Source organism: Deinococcus misasensis DSM 22328 (genome assembly GCF_000745915.1).
Classification (GTDB): Bacteria; Deinococcota; Deinococci; order Deinococcales; family Deinococcaceae; genus Deinococcus_C; species Deinococcus_C misasensis.
The window spans coordinates 15,148-36,734 of sequence record NZ_JQKG01000039.1; the positions used below are offsets into that span (position 1 = coordinate 15,148).

Annotated in this window: 20 protein-coding genes; 9 read left to right on the forward strand and 11 right to left on the reverse strand. The window is 55.5% G+C overall.

What is annotated here, in order from left to right:
• Positions 1 to 155: 155 nt before the first annotated feature.
• From Q371_RS18600 to Q371_RS18620, 5 genes are read left to right on the forward strand one after another with little or no spacing between them, the layout of a single operon-like run.
• On the forward strand, positions 156 to 1,325 hold the full coding sequence (locus Q371_RS18600) for a SpoIID/LytB domain-containing protein (protein ID WP_051964778.1): 1,170 nt from the start codon (positions 156 to 158) through the stop codon (positions 1,323 to 1,325).
• A gap of 31 nt (positions 1,326 to 1,356) precedes the next feature.
• Positions 1,357 to 4,041, forward strand: a complete 2,685-nt coding sequence (locus tag Q371_RS18605) for an LPS-assembly protein LptD (protein WP_034343193.1) — start codon at positions 1,357 to 1,359, stop codon at positions 4,039 to 4,041.
• Between the two features lie 44 nt (positions 4,042 to 4,085).
• A complete protein-coding gene (locus Q371_RS18610) occupies positions 4,086 to 5,126 on the forward strand; it encodes a hypothetical protein (RefSeq protein ID WP_034343196.1) in 1,041 nt (346 codons plus the stop codon).
• Positions 5,111 to 5,539 carry a methylmalonyl-CoA epimerase gene (gene mce / locus Q371_RS18615; RefSeq protein WP_034343198.1) on the forward strand — a complete coding sequence of 143 codons (429 nt, stop codon included), beginning with the start codon at positions 5,111 to 5,113 and terminating at the stop codon, positions 5,537 to 5,539. The genes Q371_RS18610 and mce overlap by 16 nt, the downstream gene beginning before the upstream one ends.
• Complete coding sequence (locus Q371_RS18620) at positions 5,536 to 5,907, forward strand: VanZ family protein (protein ID WP_034343200.1); 372 nt, start codon at positions 5,536 to 5,538, stop codon at positions 5,905 to 5,907. The genes mce and Q371_RS18620 overlap by 4 nt, the downstream gene beginning before the upstream one ends.
• Before the next feature lie 6 nt (positions 5,908 to 5,913).
• On the opposite strand, the gene Q371_RS18625 is transcribed toward Q371_RS18620, so the two are convergent.
• Positions 5,914 to 6,609 (reverse strand): hypothetical protein, encoded by a 696-nt coding sequence (locus tag Q371_RS18625; protein ID WP_157442815.1) that lies wholly within the window; start codon positions 6,607 to 6,609, stop codon positions 5,914 to 5,916.
• Between the two features lie 146 nt (positions 6,610 to 6,755).
• Here Q371_RS18625 and Q371_RS18630 point away from each other — a divergent pair, with 146 nt between their 5' ends.
• The gene (locus Q371_RS18630) at positions 6,756 to 7,496 is read left to right on the forward strand and encodes an SDR family NAD(P)-dependent oxidoreductase (protein ID WP_034343204.1); all 741 of its coding nucleotides are present in this window, start codon (positions 6,756 to 6,758) and stop codon (positions 7,494 to 7,496) included.
• A gap of 80 nt (positions 7,497 to 7,576) precedes the next feature.
• On the opposite strand, the gene Q371_RS18635 is transcribed toward Q371_RS18630, so the two are convergent.
• Complete coding sequence (locus tag Q371_RS18635) at positions 7,577 to 8,557, reverse strand: fasciclin domain-containing protein (protein WP_034343252.1); 981 nt, start codon at positions 8,555 to 8,557, stop codon at positions 7,577 to 7,579.
• A 271-nt stretch (positions 8,558 to 8,828) separates the two neighbouring features.
• Entirely contained in the window at positions 8,829 to 10,952 is a 2,124-nt protein-coding gene (locus tag Q371_RS18640; RefSeq protein WP_034343206.1) for a glycoside hydrolase family 3 C-terminal domain-containing protein, read from the reverse strand.
• Positions 10,953 to 11,282: 330 nt separating this feature from the next.
• Between Q371_RS18640 and Q371_RS18645 the strand changes: the two genes are divergently transcribed.
• The gene (locus Q371_RS18645; RefSeq protein WP_034343209.1) at positions 11,283 to 11,519 is read left to right on the forward strand and encodes a ferredoxin; all 237 of its coding nucleotides are present in this window, start codon (positions 11,283 to 11,285) and stop codon (positions 11,517 to 11,519) included.
• A 255-nt stretch (positions 11,520 to 11,774) separates the two neighbouring features.
• Here the strand turns inward: Q371_RS18645 and Q371_RS18650 are convergent, their stop codons facing one another.
• Positions 11,775 to 13,640, reverse strand: coding sequence for an alpha/beta fold hydrolase (locus tag Q371_RS18650; RefSeq protein WP_034343212.1), 1,866 nt, complete (start codon positions 13,638 to 13,640; stop codon positions 11,775 to 11,777).
• A gap of 184 nt (positions 13,641 to 13,824) precedes the next feature.
• Here Q371_RS18650 and Q371_RS18655 point away from each other — a divergent pair, with 184 nt between their 5' ends.
• Positions 13,825 to 14,508, forward strand: a complete 684-nt coding sequence (locus Q371_RS18655) for a metallophosphoesterase family protein (RefSeq protein WP_034343213.1) — start codon at positions 13,825 to 13,827, stop codon at positions 14,506 to 14,508.
• Between the two features lie 56 nt (positions 14,509 to 14,564).
• Here the strand turns inward: Q371_RS18655 and Q371_RS18660 are convergent, their stop codons facing one another.
• From Q371_RS18660 to Q371_RS26010, 7 genes are all read right to left on the reverse strand, one after another.
• A complete protein-coding gene (locus tag Q371_RS18660) occupies positions 14,565 to 15,263 on the reverse strand; it encodes a copper homeostasis protein CutC (RefSeq protein ID WP_034343215.1) in 699 nt (232 codons plus the stop codon).
• A 191-nt stretch (positions 15,264 to 15,454) separates the two neighbouring features.
• Positions 15,455 to 16,411 (reverse strand): CobW family GTP-binding protein, encoded by a 957-nt coding sequence (locus Q371_RS18665; protein ID WP_034343217.1) that lies wholly within the window; start codon positions 16,409 to 16,411, stop codon positions 15,455 to 15,457.
• A 99-nt stretch (positions 16,412 to 16,510) separates the two neighbouring features.
• A complete protein-coding gene (locus Q371_RS18670) occupies positions 16,511 to 16,990 on the reverse strand; it encodes a hypothetical protein (protein WP_157442816.1) in 480 nt (159 codons plus the stop codon).
• Between the two features lie 11 nt (positions 16,991 to 17,001).
• On the reverse strand, positions 17,002 to 17,649 hold the full coding sequence (locus Q371_RS18675) for an ABC transporter permease (protein WP_034343221.1): 648 nt from the start codon (positions 17,647 to 17,649) through the stop codon (positions 17,002 to 17,004).
• Positions 17,627 to 18,526 carry an ABC transporter ATP-binding protein gene (locus Q371_RS18680; protein ID WP_051964782.1) on the reverse strand — a complete coding sequence of 300 codons (900 nt, stop codon included), beginning with the start codon at positions 18,524 to 18,526 and terminating at the stop codon, positions 17,627 to 17,629. Before Q371_RS18680 ends, Q371_RS18675 begins: the two co-directional genes overlap by 23 nt.
• Positions 18,519 to 19,247 carry a hypothetical protein gene (locus Q371_RS18685; RefSeq protein ID WP_034343223.1) on the reverse strand — a complete coding sequence of 243 codons (729 nt, stop codon included), beginning with the start codon at positions 19,245 to 19,247 and terminating at the stop codon, positions 18,519 to 18,521. The genes Q371_RS18680 and Q371_RS18685 overlap by 8 nt, the downstream gene beginning before the upstream one ends.
• Positions 19,231 to 20,175, reverse strand: a complete 945-nt coding sequence (locus Q371_RS26010; RefSeq protein WP_157442817.1) for an ABC transporter ATP-binding protein — start codon at positions 20,173 to 20,175, stop codon at positions 19,231 to 19,233. The genes Q371_RS18685 and Q371_RS26010 overlap by 17 nt, the downstream gene beginning before the upstream one ends.
• A 209-nt stretch (positions 20,176 to 20,384) precedes the next feature.
• Between Q371_RS26010 and Q371_RS18695 the strand changes: the two genes are divergently transcribed.
• Positions 20,385 to 20,972: a hypothetical protein gene (locus Q371_RS18695; protein WP_157442818.1), complete on the forward strand. Its 588-nt coding sequence runs from the start codon at positions 20,385 to 20,387 to the stop codon at positions 20,970 to 20,972.
• The last annotated feature ends 615 nt before the right edge of the window (positions 20,973 to 21,587 follow it).

The window sequence follows — 21,587 nt, forward strand, 5'->3', positions numbered from 1 at the left end:
AGGCAGCCAGAAAACTGTCCTTATTGCTGACCGCTGATCGCTGACGGCTGATGGCTCTTGGTGTTGGCATGGCCTGACAGTGACTTTGCGCTTACCCTGTGAAGCCTTACCCCTTTTCATGCAAACCTGTCCGCCTGTGGTTAAACTGAAGGGACATGCGTTTTCTGGTCTTCCTTTGTGCTTTGCTGTTCAGCACGGCTTTCGCACAGGACGTGCAAATCCGGGTGCTGATTGCCCAGCAAAACAAACTCCAACTGCTCTTGCCCTTTTCCCATTACGTGATGGGTTTTGATGGCACGGTGCTGTACCAGAGCAGCACACCCGTCCAGTGGAATCTGGAACTCAAGGGTGGGCGCATCCTGATCAACGGTGAGGACTCGGGGCGAGACACCCTGCATTTTCAGGAAACCACTGGAACCCAGAGCCTCTTGCTGAACAGCATCCGCTACCGGGGTGCCATGAGCATCTACATCCAGAACGGCAACCTGATGGCCGTGAACACCCTCAACATCGAGGATTACCTGCGCAGTGTGGTCCCTGCCGAAATGCCAGCCAGTTGGCCTCTGGAGGCCTTGAAAGCCCAGACCATCATTGCCCGCACCTATGCCATCGAGCGCCTCAACCCCAAAGGGCTCTATGATCTGTGCTCCACCCAGCAGTGCCAGGTGTACAAAGGGCAGTCTTCTGAGAATCCTCTGGTGGATTCGGCCATTTCACAGACCTACAAGCAGATCATTGCTTACAACCAGAGGCCCGCCAAGACCTTTTTTTCCAGCGACAATGGCGGTTTCACGGCCAGCAGTGCTGAAGTTTGGGGAAGCAACCTGCCTTATCTGGTGGCCCAGCCTGATCCCTTTTCGGTGGGTCCCAAAAGCAGCTGGTCCCTTGATGTTCCGTGGGCCGAATTGACCAGAGTGGCCCGCAACTATGGCTTCAAAGGCACCGCCAGTGGTTTTCGTGTGGACAGGTACAGCCCTTCCGGACGGGTCTCACAAGTCAGCATCCTGACCGAAGCGGGCTCCGCTTTTTCACTTTCAGGTGCAGAAGCAGGAGGCATTGTCCGCGCTCTGGGCGCTTATTCGACACGGGTCAACATCGAAAGCACAGATGCAGGAGCGATCATCTCGGGCAGCGGTTTTGGGCATGGTGTGGGGCTTTCCCAGTACGGAGCCAAAAACATGGCCGAAAGGGGGTACTCTTCCGACCAGATCCTCGGGTTTTACTATCCGGGGGTTTCCAGAGGCTCCTACCGGGTGGCCGGTCAACAACCTGAGCCAGAGACGAAAAAAACATTAACGGCCATGCTTCCCCTCTCATGGAACTGACACCGTTGCCCTTTAACGTGAGAACATCGACATGAAGGTGTTCAAAGTTTTTGTCACGCTGGTTTTTGCGGTGTGGGGCTGGGCACAGGCACGCACCATTGAAATTGTTCAGGCTTCCCAGCTTGAACTTCGCAATGTCACTCTGGAAGACGGAGTGGTGCAGGAGTACATCATCCTGACCGGCACTCCGGTGGAATTGAAAATCGATGACAGCACCATCCGGGCCAACCGCGTAGAGTACAACAAAGCCGCCCGGGAACTTCGTCTGGTGGGCCGTGCGCTTTACATCACCCAGAACAAAAATGCAGATGGCAGCAGCACCGAGCAAACCCTCGCTGGAGAAGACCTGAAGGTCAACCTGGAAATTGAAGGGGTGGAGGGTGAAGATGTTTTCATCACCACCCAGAACATTCTGGTCAAAGGGGAAACCGTCCAGCGGATTCCCGGCCAGATCGGGGTGCAGGGGGGTTACTTCACCCCCTGCGCACGCTGTGGACGCACCCCCAACGATTACGCCTTCACTGCCGGAACCATGTGGATTTATCCGGGGAACCGTCTGGTGGCTTACGACGTGAAAGTGCTGATTGCAGACACCCCGGTGTTTTACTTGCCTGCTCTGGTGTTCATGCTGAACAAAGAACGTCCCACCCGTCTGGATGTGGGCCAGAGCCCCATTGATGGCTGGACGGTGGGCGCAGACCTGCCTTACCTGTTTGATGCCAACTCTTTTGGCACCCTGGCTCTGGATTACTACCAGAACCGGGATGTGCCAGTGGGTTTCAGTGTGGACCACAGCCTTTACAATCCTTTTGGGCTGAACAACACCAGCATCCTGAAAGCCAAAATGGATCCCAAGCCTGTGGGTCAGCAGGGGGCTTACTGGAGTTTCGATGTCAACATCAGCGGGAACCAGCCGGGTCTGGCCAGCAAAAACGGGCTGGATTACACCTTCAAAACCTCCAGAAACGACCTGAGTGAATTCAACATCATCCCTCTGGATGGAGAAATCAAAGGGGAATGGCCTGCCTTCAAAGCCCGTTTGACGTATTCCAGCCTCATTGATGGAGACACCAACCCTCAGGTGGCCCGTCCGGGACAGGTGCGCAAAATTCCGGAGTTTGAACTGGACCCCAATTCCACCAAAATCTTCAGGGTCACTTACGATCCCCGTCTGGTGCTGGGCTACTACGAAGCAGAAACCAATCCCAGAAACCCGAGTGCCAGACGCTCTGGAGAACGGATCTCCGCCATCCGTGCCCTGTACAGCCACACCCTCGGGTACAACTGGAAACCGTGGTCTGGTGCAGACCTGAACCTCAACCAGACCTTCACAGGGCAGTATTTCTCCACCGATGAACGGGGGGTGGAGCAGAACTTTACGGCCAACTTCAGCCAGACCTTTTCCACCGGGAACAGCTTGAACCTCAACTACACGTTTTACTACTCTGAAGGCGAAACCCCCTTCAATTTCGATCCAGTTTTCCGCCGCAAAACCCACACGCTGGGCACCACAGTGAATCTGCAGCCCCTGCCTGACATGTCTGTTTCGGCCAGCCAGAAGTTGGATTTTGAGAAGAAAAGGGACGAGCAAGAGACTGCTTCTGCAAGCCTGACCTACAATCCCAAACCTTTCACGGTCACCCTCAATTACCGGGACAACCTTTTCAAGCAGCAGTCCGAAGCCCTGAGTGGAACAGTCAAATTCACCGACAACAGCTGGAATTTCAGTGTGGCCACCGGGTACAACTTCGGCAATCCAGACCCCTCCAAAAACAACCCTGCCCGCTTTGATCCGCTCAGAATCGATGGCAGTTTCACGGCAAATGACCGGGCCCACTCCCTGAGCGCCAACTTCGAGTACGACCTCAACAAGAAACAGGCGGTCAACCTGACCGGCTCTTACACCTTTCTGGGTCCCATCGAGGTCTTTGATGCTGCCTTGCTCCAAACCAACCGCGAGGACTACAGTCCAGCCACCTACAGCATCAAACTCTCAGAGACCTACAATTACCAGACCCCTCAACTCTCGGGCAGCTTGGACCTCACCCGAGCGGCTTCACAGTGGAACATCACCCATTCCCTGTACACTGGCGAAGACCCCAACAGACAGCTGACCGGGAACCTGAAGGCCACCTACAAGGTGGACAAGTTCACCCTGAGCTTTGACAGTCCCTTCAAATTGATGCGTCAGGGCTATTTCACCAGACCCACCCTGACCGCCAATTACAGCCAGAGCCTGACTGGCGCAGAACTCAGTGCAGAAGCAACCCTGAACCTCAAAGGCATTGAGCACGAATACACCGACCTGAAAAGCGCTTATTTGCGTGGGCAGTGGTGGGCTGCCGATTTTCTGGGCATTCAAGGGGACGTGGCTTACTCGGGCAGTTGGGATGACCCCTCCAATCCGAAAGTGCGCACCGATGTGCTGCGCCTCAATCCCCTGACCCTCACGACCACCTTTGGACGTGAAGGCAACGAGCCGCAATGGATCTTGTCGGCCAGTGTGCTGAGTCAAGAGTACCGCTGGGTCAATGGAGAGTACCTCGGGCCGCAATTCCAGCCGACCCTGAGGCTCGTGTACAACCGTTGCTGCTGGTCCAGTCTGGTGGAATGGTCCCCCAATCAGGGCACCTTCCGTTTCGCGGTCAACCTGATGCAAAGCTCTTACCGGGACATCCTTCGCGGAAGCCCCGAGGGCATCAAAGGCCCTTTCTGAACTGGACTTTTCCATTCACCTGCCGATCATTGAGGAGGAAACACATGCACCGTTTGTTTGCAGGAAGTTTGATTTTGCTGACCCTCACCGCCTGCACAGGGACCAGTGAGCCACAGGTGCCTTTCAAAGTGGTGGTTCAGGAACAAAGTGCTGCCACAGAAGTCAACCTGAAAATCTGGCAGATCGGTGACGAGATGACCGCTTTGACCAGCATTCCCCGCTCTGGGGTGGCCACTGGAATGCAAAACACCGACATTGGCAGCTACATTTTCGCAGGCTACGAAGACCGCATCGAAGTGTACGTCGCCGATGGCAAAGAACCCTCAGGCATTCGGGCAATCCGGTCCCTGAGCACTGGCACCGATGGGGTGTTCAAGATGGCCAATTGCAGCAATCCCGTCAAACTGCAAAAACCGGTGCTCAGTTCAAACGATGGGTTTCTTCTGGTGCTCGGGCAGTGTGGCGATTCGGATGTCAACCAGTATTTGTGGGGCATCAACCTGAACAGTGCCACCCCAGAGAACTGGACCACCATCCAACTGGTCAACAACCTGGTGACACCCATCAAATTTTTCACAGCCTCGGGATCTCAGGCGTTTTTTGCCACCAAAAACAACATCGGGGACTTCACACTGAATGCGGTGTCCCTGTTCAACCCCACCAAACCGGAAAGCAGCAACAAAACTTTTCCCAGCAACCTGAACGGTCTGGAATACTGGCAAAACAGCTTGCGGTATTCCGATGGCAGCAAAATCGGTACCGTCAAAACCCTGTCCACACTGGAACTGTCCGATCTGGTGGCTTATCCTGTTTCTGCCCTGTTTCGCAAGCAAAACCAGTTGCTGGCCTTTTCGTCTTCCAGAGGCACCGCTTGCTTGCTGGATGCCAACCCGAACTGCGATGATGGCAGTGATGTGATTCGCTCTGTGTCGGATGTGCGGGATGTGACGTTTGATCTGGATGGTTATTTCTGGATGGTGGCAGGGTCTGCGCTGTATCGTGTAGATGCAGTGGCGCCCAACAAGCAGCCAGAATTCCAAGCAAGTGTGACAAACCCGAGAGGTGTGGCATGGGTGGTGAATTGAACAACTGGACCGAAGGACTCAAATTGGACCATGTGGCCATTGCCACTCTGGATCTGGATGAGGGGTCCAAACCCTATCAGGCCATGGGCCTGCATCCCATTGAGGCCGATGAAGAGGTGGAATCTCAGGGGGTCAAGGTGCGGGTCTTTGAGGTGGGCGGTGTGCTCATTGAACTGCTTTCCCCCACCCGAGCAGACAGTCCCATTCAGGTTTTTCTGGACAAGAAAGGGCCGGGACTGCACCACATGGCTTTCCGTGTGCCCGATCTGGAAGCCAAAATTGCGGAATTGAAGACCCAGGAAGCCCGCTTCATTGGTGAAGCTCCCCGTCCAGGTCGGGCAGGCTCCAGAGTGATTTTCTTGCACCCCAAATGGGGTCAGGGCACCCTGATCGAACTGGTGGAGCACGAATGAGGGTGGGATGGTGGGTCCTCAGTGTGGTCTACATGGGAATCGTTTTTGCCTTCTCTGCACAGACAGGGGCCAGTGTGGGGCTGCCTCCCCCATGGGACAAGGTCGCCCATACCCTGACCTATCTGGTGCTGGGCTTTTTGCTCGGAAAAGCCACCCGGAACTGGACTGCAGCCTGGGTGCTCGGGGCGTGGTATGGGGCTTTTGATGAAATCCATCAAGCTTTTGTGCCCATGCGCATGGCTGGCATGGACGACTGGTGGTTCGATCTGCTGGGCAGTTTCTTGGGGGCACGGTTGGGAACAGCCAAAGACCGCAAGAAAACCCCTCCTGCACAGGATGGCTTTCAAATCAACCAGAGCTTTGAGTGAACCTGTTCATCCCTGTGGTGCGGGCACAGCTTGAGCTGCACGCAAAGTGCTCAGGGCAGTCATGTGCTGCAAAAAGCCCCTGACCCAACCCAGAAAACAGGTCAGAAACACGGCATATCCAGCATGAAGCCCCAATTGCAGGTATCCGGTCCATTGCTCTGGGGCCGGCATGAACGGCAACAACAACAGGTGAAGGATGTATTGGATCTGCAAAATGCCCACCACCACAGCCACAAACCCGAAAGTGGTTTGGAGCATGCGTGCAGAAGCGTCGCCTTTCAAGCGTTGCTGCATGGCACAGGTCCAGCGTTCCAGAGCCAACCACAGCAGCAGTGAGGCCACCCCGGTCACCAGTTCGAACACCCCCCAGTTGGCAGGCAGAGGAAACACAAAAAAGCTTCCCCAAGTCATCTGATCTCGAACCTGTGTGGGATACAAGAGCCACCAGAGGGTTTGCAAGGTCAGCATGCTGAACAGTCCATAACGCATGCTGTTTCCCACTTTTTGCATTGCTTCTGGTGCCGAGAACCTGAGGGCATGCATTTCGCACAAACCAATCCATTTGCGGGTGATTTCGGCAATGGCAATGAACATCAGGCCCACACAGAACACCGCCAGCATCTGCAGTGGATCAGACAAAAGATCTTTGATCAGAAGCAAGGCAAGGCCAATAAAAATAAACTGCAAAATCCGGATGCCCATCCTGATATTGTGTGCATATTGGGTCAATGGATGCAAATGGTTTTTCATCGCAATTTCAGTCTAACCAAAAGTCAAGACCGTGTCAGTGATGACAACAAAGATCTTGTTTCATGGTTGAAGGCCTGCAAATTTGTTAGCGTGAAACCATGCGAACCCTTCTTGTGACCGGAGCCGCCCGTGGAATTGGGCTGGCCATTGCCAGGCGTTTTGTTCAGGACGGAGAAAAAGTGATCATGCTGGACCTATTGCCAGAGGTCTTGCAAGTGGCAGAATCCCTCGGGGCGGTGGGGGTGCATGGGGATTTGCTGGATGTCCATACCCTGGATCATCTGGATGAGGCGATAGGGGAAAACCTGCATGTGCTGGTGAACAATGCAGCCACCAGCCAGCCGGGCAGTGCAGCAGAGGTGGACCTTGACCTCTTCCGCAAGGTGATGGAGGTCAATGCCATTGCTCCTGTGCGTCTGGTCCAGCATTTCTTGCCCAAGATGCCTGAAGGAAGCTCCATTGTGAACGTCGCCAGCGTGCAAGGGCTGTTTGCCGAACAAAACAACGCAGCCTACAACACCTCAAAAGGGGCTCTGGTGAATTTGACCCGCAGCATGGCCTTGGATTTTGCCCCCAGAGGCATCCGTGTGAATGCCGTGGCCCCCGGAGCCATCGCCACCGAAGCGGTCCTTGAGGCCATTGCCAGCAGTCCCAGTCCAGCATCCACCCGCAAAGATTGGGAAGACCTGCACGCTTTAAGGCGACTCGGGACGCCTGATGAAGTGGCAAACGTGGTGCATTTTCTGGCCTCTGGGGCAGCCTCTTTCATCACCGGCGTAATTTTGCCCGTGGATGGAGGCATGACCGCGTCGTTCATGATGGCTGGACGGCCTGTTTGATTTTTAGGAATGCAACAGCAAAAGCACCCCGAGAAATCGGGGTGCTTTTGCTTTCGTGGAGGAAGTTGATGCAGGCGTTTTCAGATCACATGGGGGGGCAGAACCACGCTGTCCAGCACGTGGATCACGCCGTTGCAAGCTTGAATGTCGGTCTGGATCACGTTGGCGTTGTCCAGCATCACTTTGCCGTCCATCACCATCACTCTGGCGGTGTCTCCAGAGACCATTTTCACTTCGGTCAGTTTGACCACATCGGCAGCCATGGCTTTGCCAGCCACCACGTGGTAGGTCAGGACGCGGGTCAGGGCAGGCTTGTCTGCCAGCAGACCATTCAGGGTGTCCGCAGGGATTTTGGCAAAAGCGTCATTGGTGGGTGCGAACACGGTGAAGGGACCAGCGCTCTTGAGGGTGTCCACCAGTCCAGCGGCTTTCACAGCGGTCACGAGGGTGCTGAAAGCAGGGTTGCCCGCAGCAATGTCCACGATGTCTTTGCACTCGGGAGCAGGGGCCACAGGTGCGGTGGCACCCATGCCGGGGGCAGGCTCGTTCAGGGCTTCCATGACTTCCATGGGCACCAGCACAGAATCGATCACGTGCACCACACCGTTGCAGGCGCGCACATCGGCTTGCAGCAGTTTGGCTTCATCCAGCAGCACATCGCTGCCGACCGTCACCTGAATTTTTTCACCTTGCAGGGTCAAAAGGCCATTTTTCTGGCGAACCACGCTGGGAGAGGTGATGGCCCCTTTGACCACGTGGTAGGTCAACACTTTGGTGAGCAGTTCTTTGTTGCCCAGCAGGGTGTCGAGGGTTTCTTTGGGCACTTTGGCAAAGGCATCGTTGGTGGGGGCAAAGACGGTGTATCGGGCTTTCTTGTCTTTGAAGACATCCACCAGACCGGCTTCGGTGAGGGCCACTTTCAGGGTGCTGAACTGGGGCAGGGTGCTGACCAGATCGGCAATGCAGGGGCGGGTGTTGGCCTGAGCGCTGGGCTGGGTGGCCGGGCTGCTGGCAAAGGCCACAGAACTGAGCAGGGTGAGTCCCAAAATCCATTGACGCATGTGTTTACCCTCTTTTTCAAGAAATCTGGGAACAAAAATAAGCTGTTGCACCAGAGCGTTTTTGCCCTGTGCAGATCTGTTTGGTCCCACGAGCAACACCTTAAGGACCCATGAACTTTTCGAGTGTGTGTTGCCTCGCTGTTTTGCAAAGAAGGTGACCCAGAGAACCAAAAGAAAGTGGTCCAAAAACAAATCCGCACCCTTTCTGAAGATCAAAAAGGGTGCTGGAAAACAAAGAGACGGTTTGAGGAAATGCTTCAGGGAGTGGATGTCAGTGCAGATGGACCGTTGCCGTCAGAGGAGGTGCAGCCCCAAGGTCCAATCCCCTTTGAGTCGGAGAGCAGGTTCCCACCGTCAGTTCGAGGGTGCCCTCTGGCCAGAAGGGTTTCCCGTCTTCCCCGATCAAGGTCAGGCGGTCTGCATCCAGCTCAAACGTGAGGGTGGTTTCGGATTGGGCAGGCACCGTGCATTTCTGGAAAGCCACCAGTTGCTGCAAGGGGGCCAGAGGTTGATTCAGATGCTTCACGTATACCTGCACCACTTCCTGCACGTCTCTGGGGCCTGCATTTTTGATGTTCACGCTGATGTGCAAAGGCTGGTTTGGCAGGGCCTCTCTTGGCACCTGAAGGTTGGTGCATTCCACTTTCCCATAAGTCAAACCAAACCCGAAAGGAAACAGCGGCTCTTTTTCGCTGTAGCGGTAGGTGCGGCCTTTCAAGCTGTAATCCTCAAAAGGGGGCAGGTCTTCGGTGCTTTTGGGAAACGTCACAGGCAATTTGCCAGAAGGTGCAACATCGCCAAAAAGCACATCGGCCACTGCACGGCCCCCCTCCTGACCGGGATACCACACGAACACGATGGCGTCCACCAGATCGGCCACCTCTTCCAGAGCGACCGCAGAACCTCCGGTCAGGACCAGCACGGTTTTAGCCCCTGCTTCGGACAGTTGGCGCAAAGCCTGAAGCTGCACTTCGGGAAGCTCAATGCGGGTGCGGTCGCCGTTTTCGGCAGAGTCGATGGATTCGCCTTCTTCCCCTTCCATGTGGGGGGTGATGCCCATGCAGGCGATCACCAGATCGTGGGAGGCAGCGGATTGGTACATCCACTTGGAGTGGGCCTGGCTTTCGTGCAAGACGTGGGTGGCGGTGCGGTACTCGGTGCGGACCCCCTCGGGGATGCGTCCGACCAGACCTTCCAAGAGGGTGGTCAGGCGGGAATTCATGCCGTAATAATTCCCGAGCAACACCTCCACACTGGCCGTGGTGGGTCCCAGAATGAACAGGCTCTTGAGGTCCGAACGGATGGGCAGGATGTTGTTTTTGTTGCACAGCAACACCACCGATTCTATAGCAGCCTGATAAGCCAATTCGGCGTGGGCATCGCAGGCCACCACCTCTTCAGGGATGTTGGCGTAAGGCACCCGCTCTGGGGGATCAAACATCCCGAGTTTGAAGCGGGTGGTGTAGACGCGGGTCAGGGCACGGTCGATGTCCTCTTCGGTGATCATGCCCTGCTCAAAAGCCTCCAGCAGGTGGGCGTAACGGCAACCGCACTCCAGATCGCATCCGGCTTTCAGGGCTCTGGCTGCGCTTTCGGTGGGGTTGGGGGTGTAGGCATGGGGACCATCAAAATCCGAAATGGCCCAGCAGTCTGAAACCATATGCCCTTTGAAGCCCCAATCTTCACGCAACACCTTGTCGATCAGGTAAGGGTGGGCACAGGCAGGATCGCCATTGACCCGGTTGTAGGCCCCCATCACGGCCTCCACCTGCGCATTTTGCACCAGAGCCTTGAAAGCGGGCAGGTAGGTTTCATGCAGGTCTTTCAGGCTGGCCTGCGCATCAAAACCGTGACGCAACTTCTCTGGCCCAGAGTGCACCGCATAGTGTTTGGCACAGGCAGCGGTTTTCAGGTAAACGGGGTCATCGCCCTGCAAACCCCTGACGAAAGCGCTTGCAAGTGTGCCGGTCAGGAAGGGATCTTCGCCCCAGGTTTCCTGACCCCGGCCCCACCTCGGGTCGCGGAAGATGTTGATGTTGGGAGACCACAGGTTGAGGCCCTGATAGATGTCGGTTTTGCCGTTTTTTCTCAGGGCGGTGTGGTATTTGGCCCGAGCTTCGGTGCTGATGGCATCGGCAATTTTTTGAATCAGGTTGGGGTTCCAGGTGGCTGCCATGCCGATGGCTTGCGGAAACACCGTGGCCCGTCCGTTTCTGGCGACCCCGTGCAGGCCTTCACTCCAGGAGTTGTAGGCCGGGATGTTCAGTTTGGGAATGCCCGGCGCTTCATGCCAGAGCTGTGAGATTTTTTCGCGGATGGTGAGTCTGCCCAGCAGGTCTTGCAAACGCTTGTTCAAGTCGAGGTCAGGATTCAGGTACAGCGGGGTCTCTGCCATGGTTGCTCCTTGTTGGGGTGACTTCATTTTACCCAAGCCCCTGAAAAAAAGAGTTTTTTGCATCCGGTCCAATGAAAAAACAGGTCAACATTTCTGAAAGACTTTCAAAAGCCTTGTCCCAGACCTTGCGAGGATCAAAGGTGGTCTTGCAAAATCAGATCTAAAATCACAAGAAATGGATGTTTTTTCACTTTTTTAATCCCGAGTGGATCAGTCAGTTTTATTCTCTGGAAGCGCAAATTTGTATACCTCTACACTTGAAACCCTGACCATTAGTCTCCATAATGTTTGCATATTGACCTTAGGCCCACCTAAGGAAGGAGTGGAAGAATGCCTCACATCATCGTTAGTCCCTGCATCGGAACCAAAGACCAGGCCTGCACCGAAGTGTGCCCTGTGGAATGCATCTACGACGCCGGAGATCAATTCCTCATTCACCCCGACGAGTGCATCGACTGCGGCGCTTGCGTGCCCGCCTGCCCCGTGAACGCCATCTTCCCCGAGGAAGACGTTCCCGGCGGTGAAGAGTCCTTCATCGACAAAGCCAAAGCCCACTTCGGCGTTTGAGCTTTTTGTACCCTCAGGACAGGCTTCGTGCCTGTCTTTTTTGTTGCAGCGCACTTTGTGCCAGAAGCCTGGTCTGATCCTTTGCCTGTTGCTGCGGATGTCAGGGGTGGACCATCCCCAACATTTTGAGGGCACCTGCATGCAGGTGCCCTCATTTCAACATCCATCTGTTGGATTCAGACCTTCACCACACCAAAACCCCTTGATCTCCGGACAATCCTTCACCTTGACCAAATGGACAGATGCCCCTCTCGATCACTGTTTCTTGTTGCGAAACATCTGCTGGCCCACAGGCAGGGCATTGTTGTGCAAAATTTTACGGATTTCAACCAGCACTTTTTCAGCCACTGCAGGGTCTTTGTACACATTCAAACTGTAGGGCAAGCCCTGTTTGCTGACCTGGCTGGGAACAGGACTGTTCTGGTCATAATTCTGGCCCACTTCGAATGCTGAAAGTTCCGCAGGAACCAGTTCTTCCGTGCCCCAGAAAGCCTTCAAAGCAGGAAGGGGTTTGGCTTCACACACACTGAAATTTTTGGCAGGCAGGGTGCCATGCAGGAAGTAATTCAACACCGGAAGGTCCACACACTCGGTTCCGTAAGGGAACAAACCGTGTGTGGCATCGTTGTCCACAAACACCATGTGGGCATTGGGCAAGGATTTGAAACCACTCAGGGCACCTTCACGGGCCGTGGGCGGATCGTACTCACTTTGCAGCATCATGATGGGCGGCATCTTCTGGGCACTGGGCGTGGCGGGTTTGTTGGCCCGGGGATGTCCATAAAAATAGCAGAAGGCTGTGGCATCTCCACCAAGCAGCGGGTAATCTTTGGCTTCCTGGTTGGAAACATCCACATACTGCTGGTAGCTGTTGTAAATGGAGGGTGTATCCCCACACATCACAGCAGCAAAAACAGCTTGTGAAGAACCAAGTTCTGCAGTGGAGGGAGCACGGGACGCATAATTCAGGTGAGAGAACGCCAGATCATAAGCATTTGAAATGGCCATGTTGTTCATCTCAGGGTTTTTGAAAAAAGGATAACTGGCAATCGCATCCAGAACCTCAAAACCGTCTTTGCCCTGTTTGATGATGTCATGAACCCCCAGAGCAGCCACCAATCCCACGGGAATCCGCACGATGCCCTCTGCGTAGTACATGTTGTTGATCATGCCGGTGTTGTTGAGGGCATTTTTGAGACTTGCAGGGAGGGCCTTGTATTTGGCGTAAGCCTCTTCTTTGGTGGTGCCCAGACCATACACATCGTTGTGCCGGGCAGCATAGCCCAGAACCACGTCTCTGAAGTGACGCTCAAAGCTCATGGGTTGCATGCCAAAAGCGTCGTCCATGGATTTGTCGAGTGCCATGTTGCTGTCCAGCAAAATTTTGCCTGCCCGCTCGGGGAACAGTTTGGTGTACCACGCCCCCAACCAGGTGCCATAAGAGTAACCGATGTAATTGAGTTTCTGGTCCTTCATCAGGCCACGGATCAGGTCCATGTCTCTGGCGGTGTTGTCCGTGTTGATGTAGGCATTGGTGGGTGTTTTGCTGCAAGCATTCGCAATGATTTTGGCATTGCGCTGCATGGAAGCCAGGTTCTCAGGAGAACGGTCTTCTGAGGGATATGCCGTGAAACCCAACAACTCATTGGTGCCGCAGGCCGTGCGGAAACTGGAGCCTGTTCCACGGGGTGAGAACCCCACCAGATCGTATTCATCCGACAGTTGTTTCAATTTTGCGCCCATGGTGGTGTTGGGGTTGCCATTGGACCACAGGAAGCCGAACAAAGCGCCGAGATAATGCCCATCTCCTCCAGGTCCACCCGGATTGAAGAAAATGGCCCCTTTGCGTTCGGCAGGCTTTCCTGCTTTGTAGCGCATGACCGCCACAGTGCCGTTGCCCAGAGCGGGATTGTGGTAATCCAGAGGCACCTTGACATCGGCACACTCTGCACGTCCACTCTCGTCCAGATCTGCATAAGGCACCACGCTGGTGTCACATTGATACCAGGTGAGCTTTTGATTCTTGTAACTTTGCAGTGGATCTGGCATCTGGGTGGTGGCGCAAGAAGCAAGGGCCATCAGCGGAAGGGTCAATACACCATACTTCACAATTTTTTTCATCGATAAACATCTCCTTGTTGGGTATTTCACACAGATTCATTTGTGAAAACCCACACATATCCTAAACCATCTGCAAAGTCACTGTCATTTTTGTTAGCAACTTGTACAAACAAAACTGAAAGCCCCTGCACTTCTGGCCTATTTCGGCATCTGACATTGACAACGAATTTTGTAAAATCAACCCATGCGTATTGCAGTGATCGGTGACGTGCATGGAAATGCTTTTGCCCTTGAATCCATATGGAAAGACATTCAAAACCAGAGTCCGGACCTGATTGTGAACCTAGGGGATCAAGTGTATGGCCGGGCCAACCCTCAAAAAGCCTATGCGCTTCAGCAAGAAATCGGGGCCGTAGAGGTGCAGGGAAACACCGACCCGTGGATCACCTCGCATCAACCCCTCCTGAAATGGATTCGGGAGCAGTTGCCAGAGGAGGCCGTTTCCCACCTGACCACCCTGCCCCTGAGCACCAGTGTTCTGAACGGTGAAGTGCTGATGTGTCACGGTGACCTGAAAAGCCACTCCGGTCACCTGCTCTGGTCATGGCAAAAAGGGCCTTACCGGGCCAACGGGTTTCAGGAACTGCGGGAACATCTGGCAGGGGTGTCTGCTCGGGTGGTGCTTTGCGGGCACACCCACCGGGAAGGCATGACCCGACTGGACGACCACCTGATCGTCAATGCAGGTGCAGTGAGCCATCAGGTGGACGGAGACCCCAGAGCCCGCTGGACCTTGCTGGAACAGCATCAAGGTCGCTGGCTCACCGATTTTCGCCGCGTGGTCTACGACTGGGACGGAGCTGCAAGATGGGTGATGCAGCATGCCCCTTCCCCTGCCAGTGAAGTGAACACCTTGCTGCATGGCTGAAAAAACAGAACAAAAAGCAGGCCAGAGTTTCCTCTGGCCCGTTCTTGAAGTTCAGCTCAAAAAGTTCGGGTGCGTTTGTTGCGGTTCTGGCACACGTTGACCCAGCGGTCCAGACTGCCGTAATTGAGTTTGCCTTGCGCATCACGGACACCTCTGCCCAGATGCACGCCATGCACACCCGAGTTGAGCAAAGCCACCATGCGGTCTTCGGTGTAACCTGTGGTGTCCACCAGAACAGGAAGGTGAGGGCTGGTGTGGGGAATCAGATGCTCCAGAGGCACATCCCCATCGGGGGTGCTCCAGGGCCGGCCAGAGGTGGTCACCTGCAACACTTTGGGGTATTGCACCAGTTTCTGGTAGGTGCCCACAGGATTGCGCACCAGATCAAACGCCTGATTGATGTTGACGGTGAAACCACAGTGGATGGCTTCTTCCAGCAAATCCCAGTCAAAAACACCGTCATGCTCGGCACCGAAAGTGATGTTGCGGATGCCCCGTTTCCAGTACACCTCCAGAATCTTGAGGGTGCGGGTTCGGCGGGCTTCTTCGTAGCAGTAATCTCCGGTGTCTGGCTTGACCAGCACGGAAATGGGAATTTTGGCCTGCTCAAGGCAAGCTTCAATGGTTTTGGTGTCGGTGCTGGTGCTGCCTTCCAGAAGTTGACGGACCAGCAAAATCTGGGTGGCCCCGCTGCTCTGGGCCGCTCTGACGTCCATGGGGGTTTCGGCAACAACTTCAATCAGGGTGGGCAACACGAAAGGGACTCCTTGAACACAGGGATGATGGGGCCAAAAGGGTTTGCTGCCGCCATCCCGAACACAACTCCACGAGGGTGGATTGGTCTGGATGGCACATTGTAACGAAAGAATGCTGACAGTTTTCTTTCAGTGTCCCTTCATCATGTTGTGCCCATCAGCAAAAAAACGCTGTAGGCCACCTTGCCATCTCAGGCGGTGGTGGGTTCCCCAGAGCATTCTGTAAAGGCCGCCTGATACAGGGCATGGTCCAGATCCCGACCAATCACCACCAGTCTGGAGGTGCCCGAGTGAAGTTCGGTCTGGGCCTCGGCACTGAAAATGTCACGGACCGCCTGAAAGAGCACCTGCTCAGGGATGTCCTTGAAAGCCAGAAAGCCTTTGACACGCAAAACATGACCGGGACGTTCCAGAATGAATTTTTGCAGGAAGTAATGCCAGCGGATCATGTCCAGAGGTTGATCGTGCTTCAAGACAAAGCTTTTGACCCCTCTGGTGTGCTCGTGGGTGGTTTCCAGCACATCTTCTTTGAGGTCCGCAGAGAAGTGCTTCTGGTTCAGCACATCTCTGGAATCCACTTCGCTGTGGTGGGTTCTGATGGTTTTGGCCAGAGGGGCCAGTTTGCTGGAGGTGTCTTCCACAAGGGCCAACAGCTCCTGATCGGCCAGATCGGATTTGTTGATCACGATGGTGCTGGCATAGGCCAGTTGCAAGGCCATCTCGGGGTTCTGTTCGAGGGTGGCGTAAAAATTCCGGGCGTCCAGCACCGTCACCAGACCGTCCAACTCAAAAATCGCCCGCACCTGAGGGTCCAGCAGGGTTTGCATGACCGGGACCGGATCGGCCAGACCCGAGAGCTCAATCAAAACATACTCGGGGCGTTGCGGGCGGGACACCAGTTTCACCAGAGCCTCGATCAGGTCGTTGCGCCCGGTGCAGCACAGGCAACCGGCAGTCAGTTCAGTGATGTCATCCTCGGGGAGGTTTTCGATCAGGGCACCATCGATGCCCAGAGAACCGAACTCATTGACGATCACCCCCAGTTTGTAAGGGTTCTGGCGGATGAGTTGATTGACCAGTGTGGTTTTTCCGGCCCCCAGAAAGCCACCAATCACGGTCACAGGAATACGTTCACGGAAGACGCGCATACCGACAGGATAAAGGTTGGACCCCCAAAGACAAAAAGAGACCAGAGACATTTCGCTCTGGTCTGCAAACCGACGGTTTGAGTACGGGTTGACTGGGGCTCAGTCCTGACGGTATTTCACTTCAAAACGGATGTTTTTCTTGAAGAACAGGATGCCCACCTTGCCGCTTTCGATCACCTGTGCTGGGAAAAGGCGACCTTCTTTCAGGGCAAATTCGATTTCACGTTTGCCCCCTTCCAGCTCTTTGATGCCTTCGGTGTTGAGGATGCGTTTGCTGTCCTGAACGAAGCTGGCGCAGGAAAACTCGGGCAGTGGACTGTCTGGGTTGTACTTCACACTGGCGGTCTTGCTTTCCTCTTTTTTGAGGGTCTTGACCTGCACCTTGCCGTTTTTGAAGTCGAGGCGGGACGCTTCGCGGTAAGCCACGGTGTCATCCACGTACAGGGTGGCTTCGCGGTACAGGGTAAAAGGGGAGGATTTCAGCTTTTTCTGGGCGGTCTCCAGTTCTTTGCAGGAGAAGGCCAGACCTGTGCTTCCCAGCAAGCCCAGCAACGCCAGAGCAGCCCTGAGGGGTTTCATGGTTCGGGGGCTCATAAGGTGATGCCCCGTTTTTTCCAGAGCACGAGGGCCAGAACCCAGATCAGCAGGGTCATGCCTGTGCGAATCCACAGGTGCTCGGGGTCGCTGCCAAAGTGGGTGATGCCCATGCCGGGCAGGCCCGCAGCCAGAATCGGCTGGATGTTCTCGGGCAAAGCCGCCACGACACGCGGAACGATCTGCATCCACGCAAAACCCACCACCAGCACCAGAGCGAAATTGCGGGTCAGGGCGGTCAGGAGCACCAGCGTGCCAAGGCTGCTGAAAATCCCGGCCAGTCCTGCACCGAAAGCAGCACCGTTCTCGGGCAGGTTGCCCAGAGCGAAGGACACCCCGAGGCTGAGCACCACCACCAGCAAAATCACCATGATTTTCTCAAAGAGCACCTTCAGGGCAGAGGTGGGGGTGGTCAGGATCCACTTGGCGGTGGCTTGCTGGGTTTCCAGAGCCAGCAGGTAAGGGGTGAGCAGGGCCAGAACCGCGTGGGCAGGGAGCAGGTAAGCTTCTCCATTGGCCTGCACTTGCATGTTGGGGTTCATCTGGTTGGCGGCGTAGACCAGCACAGGCAAAGACAAACCGGCCACGGCCAGACCCAGACCCATTGGATTGCGTTTCAGTTTAAGCAACTCTGCTGCCAGCATCTTTGATCCTCCAGTACAGTTCTTCAAGGTCCTCAGGACGGCTGCTCAGGACGGTCAGGTTCTGTTGTTCCAGAATCCCTTGCACCTGACGGGTTTCTTTGATGTGCACATCCACCACCACGGCACGGCTGTCACGGGCAGGGGCAGATTGCAGGCCATGCAGGTTGAGGACATTGCGGGCACGCTCGGGGTCGTCCACCTCCACCACCAGACGGCGGCTGGAAGCCAGCTGGGCATAAGAGCCCTGATAGGCGATCTGTCCGGCGTGAATCACCACCAGATGTTCGGCGTAACGTTCGGCCTCCAGCACCTGGTGGGTGGAAACCAGCATCGAAACCCCTTCAGCGGTGAGGGTCTTGAGGACTGCCCAGAGTTGCTCACGCCCCTCCAGATCCAGCCCGTTGGTGGGCTCGTCCAGCAGCAAGAGTTTCACCTCTGGAAACAGTTGCGAAGCGAGGTACAGCCTCTGGCGCATCCCCAGCGAGTACCCTTTGGAAGGCCGGTTCATGGCATGCCCGAGGCCCACCCGTTCCAGCGCATCCACGGCCCACTTGCGGGGGTTTTCCACCTGACGGTAGTGGCCCACGATCTCCAAGGTTTCCCGGCCAGTCAGCCAAGGGTAAAAACGTGGTTCTTCCAGCGTGACCCCGATCAGGCGTTTGCTGTGGTCCCCTCTGGGTTGCCCGAACACCTGAATCTGCCCACCCTCGGGGTGTTCCAGACCCGAGAGCAACCGGAAGGTGCTGGTTTTCCCTGCTCCGTTCGGCCCGAGGTAAAGCCCCATGGCCCCCTGAGGCAAACGGAAATCCAGTCCTTTGAGAATTTCTCTGCCACCGTAACTCTTTCTCAATCCTTGAACGTTCAACGCATCATGCATGGGCTGCAATCCCCCTTTTCATCACTGTGTGTTCTGCAATTTGGACGGCCACAAGACCCACCAGAAGCCAGATCAATCCATAAAATGCAATCCATCCTGCACCCAACCATGTGGGGTTGTGGAGCCAGTGGATCACGCCCACCAGAGGCAAGGCATCCACCCACGGTCCAAACTGCTGGACGGGCGCAAAAGCCACCCCGAACAACCCGAGCTGCACCAGTGTGGAGATGTTCTGCACCTTGCGCAAAACCATCTTCAGGGCGAACATCAGCATCCCCAGACCCAGCACACTGACCACCGCCAGTCCCAGAGCCCCAAAAATCAGTTCGATGGGGAAACTCAAGTTGCGGGTCAGGAAGGCCATCAGCACGTACATCCCCCCAAAACCCAGCGCCAGTTGTGCCCCTAGGGTCAGGCTGAGGGTCATCAGCAAACTGCCCAGACGGTAAGGGAACAGCATGATTTCCTCGGGTGGATGGTCCTCGCCAGAGCCAAGCGCTCTGGGCACCATGTAGAACACCGCAACCCCTGCTGTGGCAATGAACATCGAGAGGGTGGCCAGCGAAGCCGCGTTCCCACTGGTTTTGGCGGCCCCGAGGCCCAGTCCCCACAGCACCACTCCGGTGGTGAGCAGTCCAAAAACCATCTGCAAGGGGTACCTGCGCTGCTCTTTGAGGTCGGCACGCACTTTGAAACCGGCAATTTTAAAGCCTTGCAGCACCCTGCACCTCCTCTTTTTTCATCAGGGATTCCAGCTGGTTTTCCCGCCGCATGTCGATGATGTTGATGTCTGCGGCCCCGAGGCGGTCAAACACCTCGGCCAGCAAGCGCACCCGGTTGGGGAGCCTCAGGTGGGTGCCGTCTTGCAACACCCCATCCGGCAAAGCCACATCGGGCAGGCGGTCCAGGGTCAGGCGAATCCAGCCCTGACGGTGCTCCTCGGGGTGATAAGGCACCAGCATGCCGTTTCGCAGCAGCACCACCTCGGTCACCATGCGCCCGAGCACCCCATGGTCGTGGGAGGTGACAATGGTGGTTTTTCCCTCTCTGGAACGCAAGGCCAGGAAAGCCAGCATCCGGTCGATGCTCTCGGAATCCAGACCCAGCGTGGGTTCATCCAGCAGGGCAATCTCCGGGTCATGCACGAAGATGGAAGCCAGAGAAAGCCTCTGTCGGTTTCCCAGAGAAAGCTCTGCGACCTGCAAGTTCAGTTTGTCGGACAGCAGAAAAGTGTCTGCCACCTCCGAGATGCCCCTGCGACCCTGATACAGCAGCGCGCTGTACTCCAGCACCTCTCGCACCGTCCAGCGGTCTGGAAAGTTGCGTTTGCCACTCAAGAGCACCCCACTGCGGGCCATCAATGCTGCCCGGTCCTTGCAGGGGTCCAGACCCAGCACCTTCAATTCTCCTTGCTCTGGGCGAATCAGACCGGCCAGCATCCGCAGGAACGTGGTTTTTCCGGCCCCGTTGGCCCCCACAATTCCGCAAATGGCTCCACGGTCCACATGCAAAGACACGTCTTTCAAAACCGGATGGTGCTTGCCCATCAGAGGCCGGTAACTGCACGCCACCCCCTGCACCGCCAACGCCAGATCGGTGCGTTGCATCCGCAGGGATTCGGCAATCACTTCTGCATCGTTCGTCAACACCAAAAGAAACCTCCTTGAGCGGCAGGCCCAGGATGCTCCTGAGAGACCTCCGCAACCGCGATGCAATCAGTACACATCAAGGGGGGTTACCAACAGGTCACCAACTTTTTGGAACCCTCCCCTTGACCCCCCACATGCATCAATGGAAACACCTGCAGGATTCACCGCACATTCACCCCCCATTCCTGCCTGAACCCGAGGTACATTCCATGACAGAAACCCCACCCATCCCTTTGCAAACCCTTGGCCGCCTCACTGTGAACCACAGAATCATCAAGCAATCCCGTCCTCTGGAACTGGTGGTCTTTCTGGCCAGTTGTCAGGGAGACGCCGCACGGGACCTCGTTGAAAATGCCCTCTTTGGCGAGGAGGTCTCGGGCAGTGCCCTCAGCAATCTGGTGCAACGGGCCAGAAATCTGGGCTTCGACATCCAGACGGTCTTTCAGCGCTACGAACTTCGCACCCCCGTCAGGGTGGACGCTCTGGACCTCGAACAGGCCCTGAAGGTGGGAGACTTGGAGCGCAGCGTTCAACTGTACGGAGGGCCATTCTTTCCCCAGTCGGTCAGCCCATTCAGTGAAGAGCTCCGAGGCTACTTTGAAGAGAACCTGATTCAGTTGGCTCTGGACCGTCAGGACACCCGCCTGATGTTCGAAGTGATGAAACGGGTGGGCATGGACCCCCGGCTGGGCGACTCGATTCTGGCAGGCACCTCGCAGAACATGCAAAGCGTCCTGTGTCAGGCCCCCATGCGCGGACTGGGCCTCTCTGCCCGGCCTGTGCGCGCTGTTTCCTGAACCCTTCCCCATTTCTGTCCGAAGCCCGAGACCGCTCGGGCTTTGTTTTTTTCACTTTTTTGAATTGGGTTCAAAATCTATTTGACTTGAATGCCAGCAGAACATGCAGAGAAATGGTCTTGTGAAAACAGATCCGTATGCTGATATCAACAAACGAGAGAGCAAGAACAAACAAGCAGGAACAAGAAGGAAGGAGGACCCATGAAGCAAATCAAATTCATCCAAAAGCCCATCAAATTCAGCTTCTGCATCGGTGCCATCCGGGTTGCATGGAACGTTCAGGTGCCCAGCATGGTCGCCCAAGGAGAATAAATGGAACCCACACCGTACATCTTCAAAACCCGCATCTTCAAATTTTTGACCCGAGTGGGCATTCTGCGCGTCAAGAGAATCAGCGACGGCAAAATCATGGGTCTGGAGGACTGAAGTGAAATACATCAAGCTGCAAGACAGCCTGTCCATCCATCAAGTGACACTCACCGATTTTCAATCCATCAAACAGGAGGTGAACCATGTCCGATAAAACCATGTCCGATAAAAATGTCGCCATCAAAGGCAACCTTGGCATCATCAGCATCTCTTACACCAACGGCAACTGGTCCGTCACCCTCAACT

What these genes read in the sequence shown, in the direction of transcription:
- Q371_RS18600 (WP_051964778.1), top strand. Translation starts at nt 156, where the DNA reads ATGCGTTTTCTGGTCTTCCTTTGTGCTTTGCTGTTCAGCACGGCTTTC.
- Q371_RS18605 (WP_034343193.1), top strand. Translation starts at nt 1,357, where the DNA reads ATGAAGGTGTTCAAAGTTTTTGTCACGCTGGTTTTTGCGGTGTGGGGC.
- Q371_RS18610 (WP_034343196.1), top strand. Translation starts at nt 4,086, where the DNA reads ATGCACCGTTTGTTTGCAGGAAGTTTGATTTTGCTGACCCTCACCGCC.
- mce (WP_034343198.1), top strand. Translation starts at nt 5,111, where the DNA reads ATGGGTGGTGAATTGAACAACTGGACCGAAGGACTCAAATTGGACCAT.
- Q371_RS18620 (WP_034343200.1), top strand. Translation starts at nt 5,536, where the DNA reads ATGAGGGTGGGATGGTGGGTCCTCAGTGTGGTCTACATGGGAATCGTT.
- Q371_RS18625 (WP_157442815.1), bottom strand. Translation starts at nt 6,609, where the DNA reads ATGGGCATCCGGATTTTGCAGTTTATTTTTATTGGCCTTGCCTTGCTT.
- Q371_RS18630 (WP_034343204.1), top strand. Translation starts at nt 6,756, where the DNA reads ATGCGAACCCTTCTTGTGACCGGAGCCGCCCGTGGAATTGGGCTGGCC.
- Q371_RS18635 (WP_034343252.1), bottom strand. Translation starts at nt 8,557, where the DNA reads ATGCGTCAATGGATTTTGGGACTCACCCTGCTCAGTTCTGTGGCCTTT.
- Q371_RS18640 (WP_034343206.1), bottom strand. Translation starts at nt 10,952, where the DNA reads ATGGCAGAGACCCCGCTGTACCTGAATCCTGACCTCGACTTGAACAAG.
- Q371_RS18645 (WP_034343209.1), top strand. Translation starts at nt 11,283, where the DNA reads ATGCCTCACATCATCGTTAGTCCCTGCATCGGAACCAAAGACCAGGCC.
- Q371_RS18650 (WP_034343212.1), bottom strand. Translation starts at nt 13,640, where the DNA reads ATGAAAAAAATTGTGAAGTATGGTGTATTGACCCTTCCGCTGATGGCC.
- Q371_RS18655 (WP_034343213.1), top strand. Translation starts at nt 13,825, where the DNA reads ATGCGTATTGCAGTGATCGGTGACGTGCATGGAAATGCTTTTGCCCTT.
- Q371_RS18665 (WP_034343217.1), bottom strand. Translation starts at nt 16,411, where the DNA reads ATGCGCGTCTTCCGTGAACGTATTCCTGTGACCGTGATTGGTGGCTTT.
- Q371_RS18670 (WP_157442816.1), bottom strand. Translation starts at nt 16,990, where the DNA reads ATGAAACCCCTCAGGGCTGCTCTGGCGTTGCTGGGCTTGCTGGGAAGC.
- Q371_RS18675 (WP_034343221.1), bottom strand. Translation starts at nt 17,649, where the DNA reads ATGCTGGCAGCAGAGTTGCTTAAACTGAAACGCAATCCAATGGGTCTG.
- Q371_RS18680 (WP_051964782.1), bottom strand. Translation starts at nt 18,526, where the DNA reads ATGCATGATGCGTTGAACGTTCAAGGATTGAGAAAGAGTTACGGTGGC.
- Q371_RS18695 (WP_157442818.1), top strand. Translation starts at nt 20,385, where the DNA reads ATGACAGAAACCCCACCCATCCCTTTGCAAACCCTTGGCCGCCTCACT.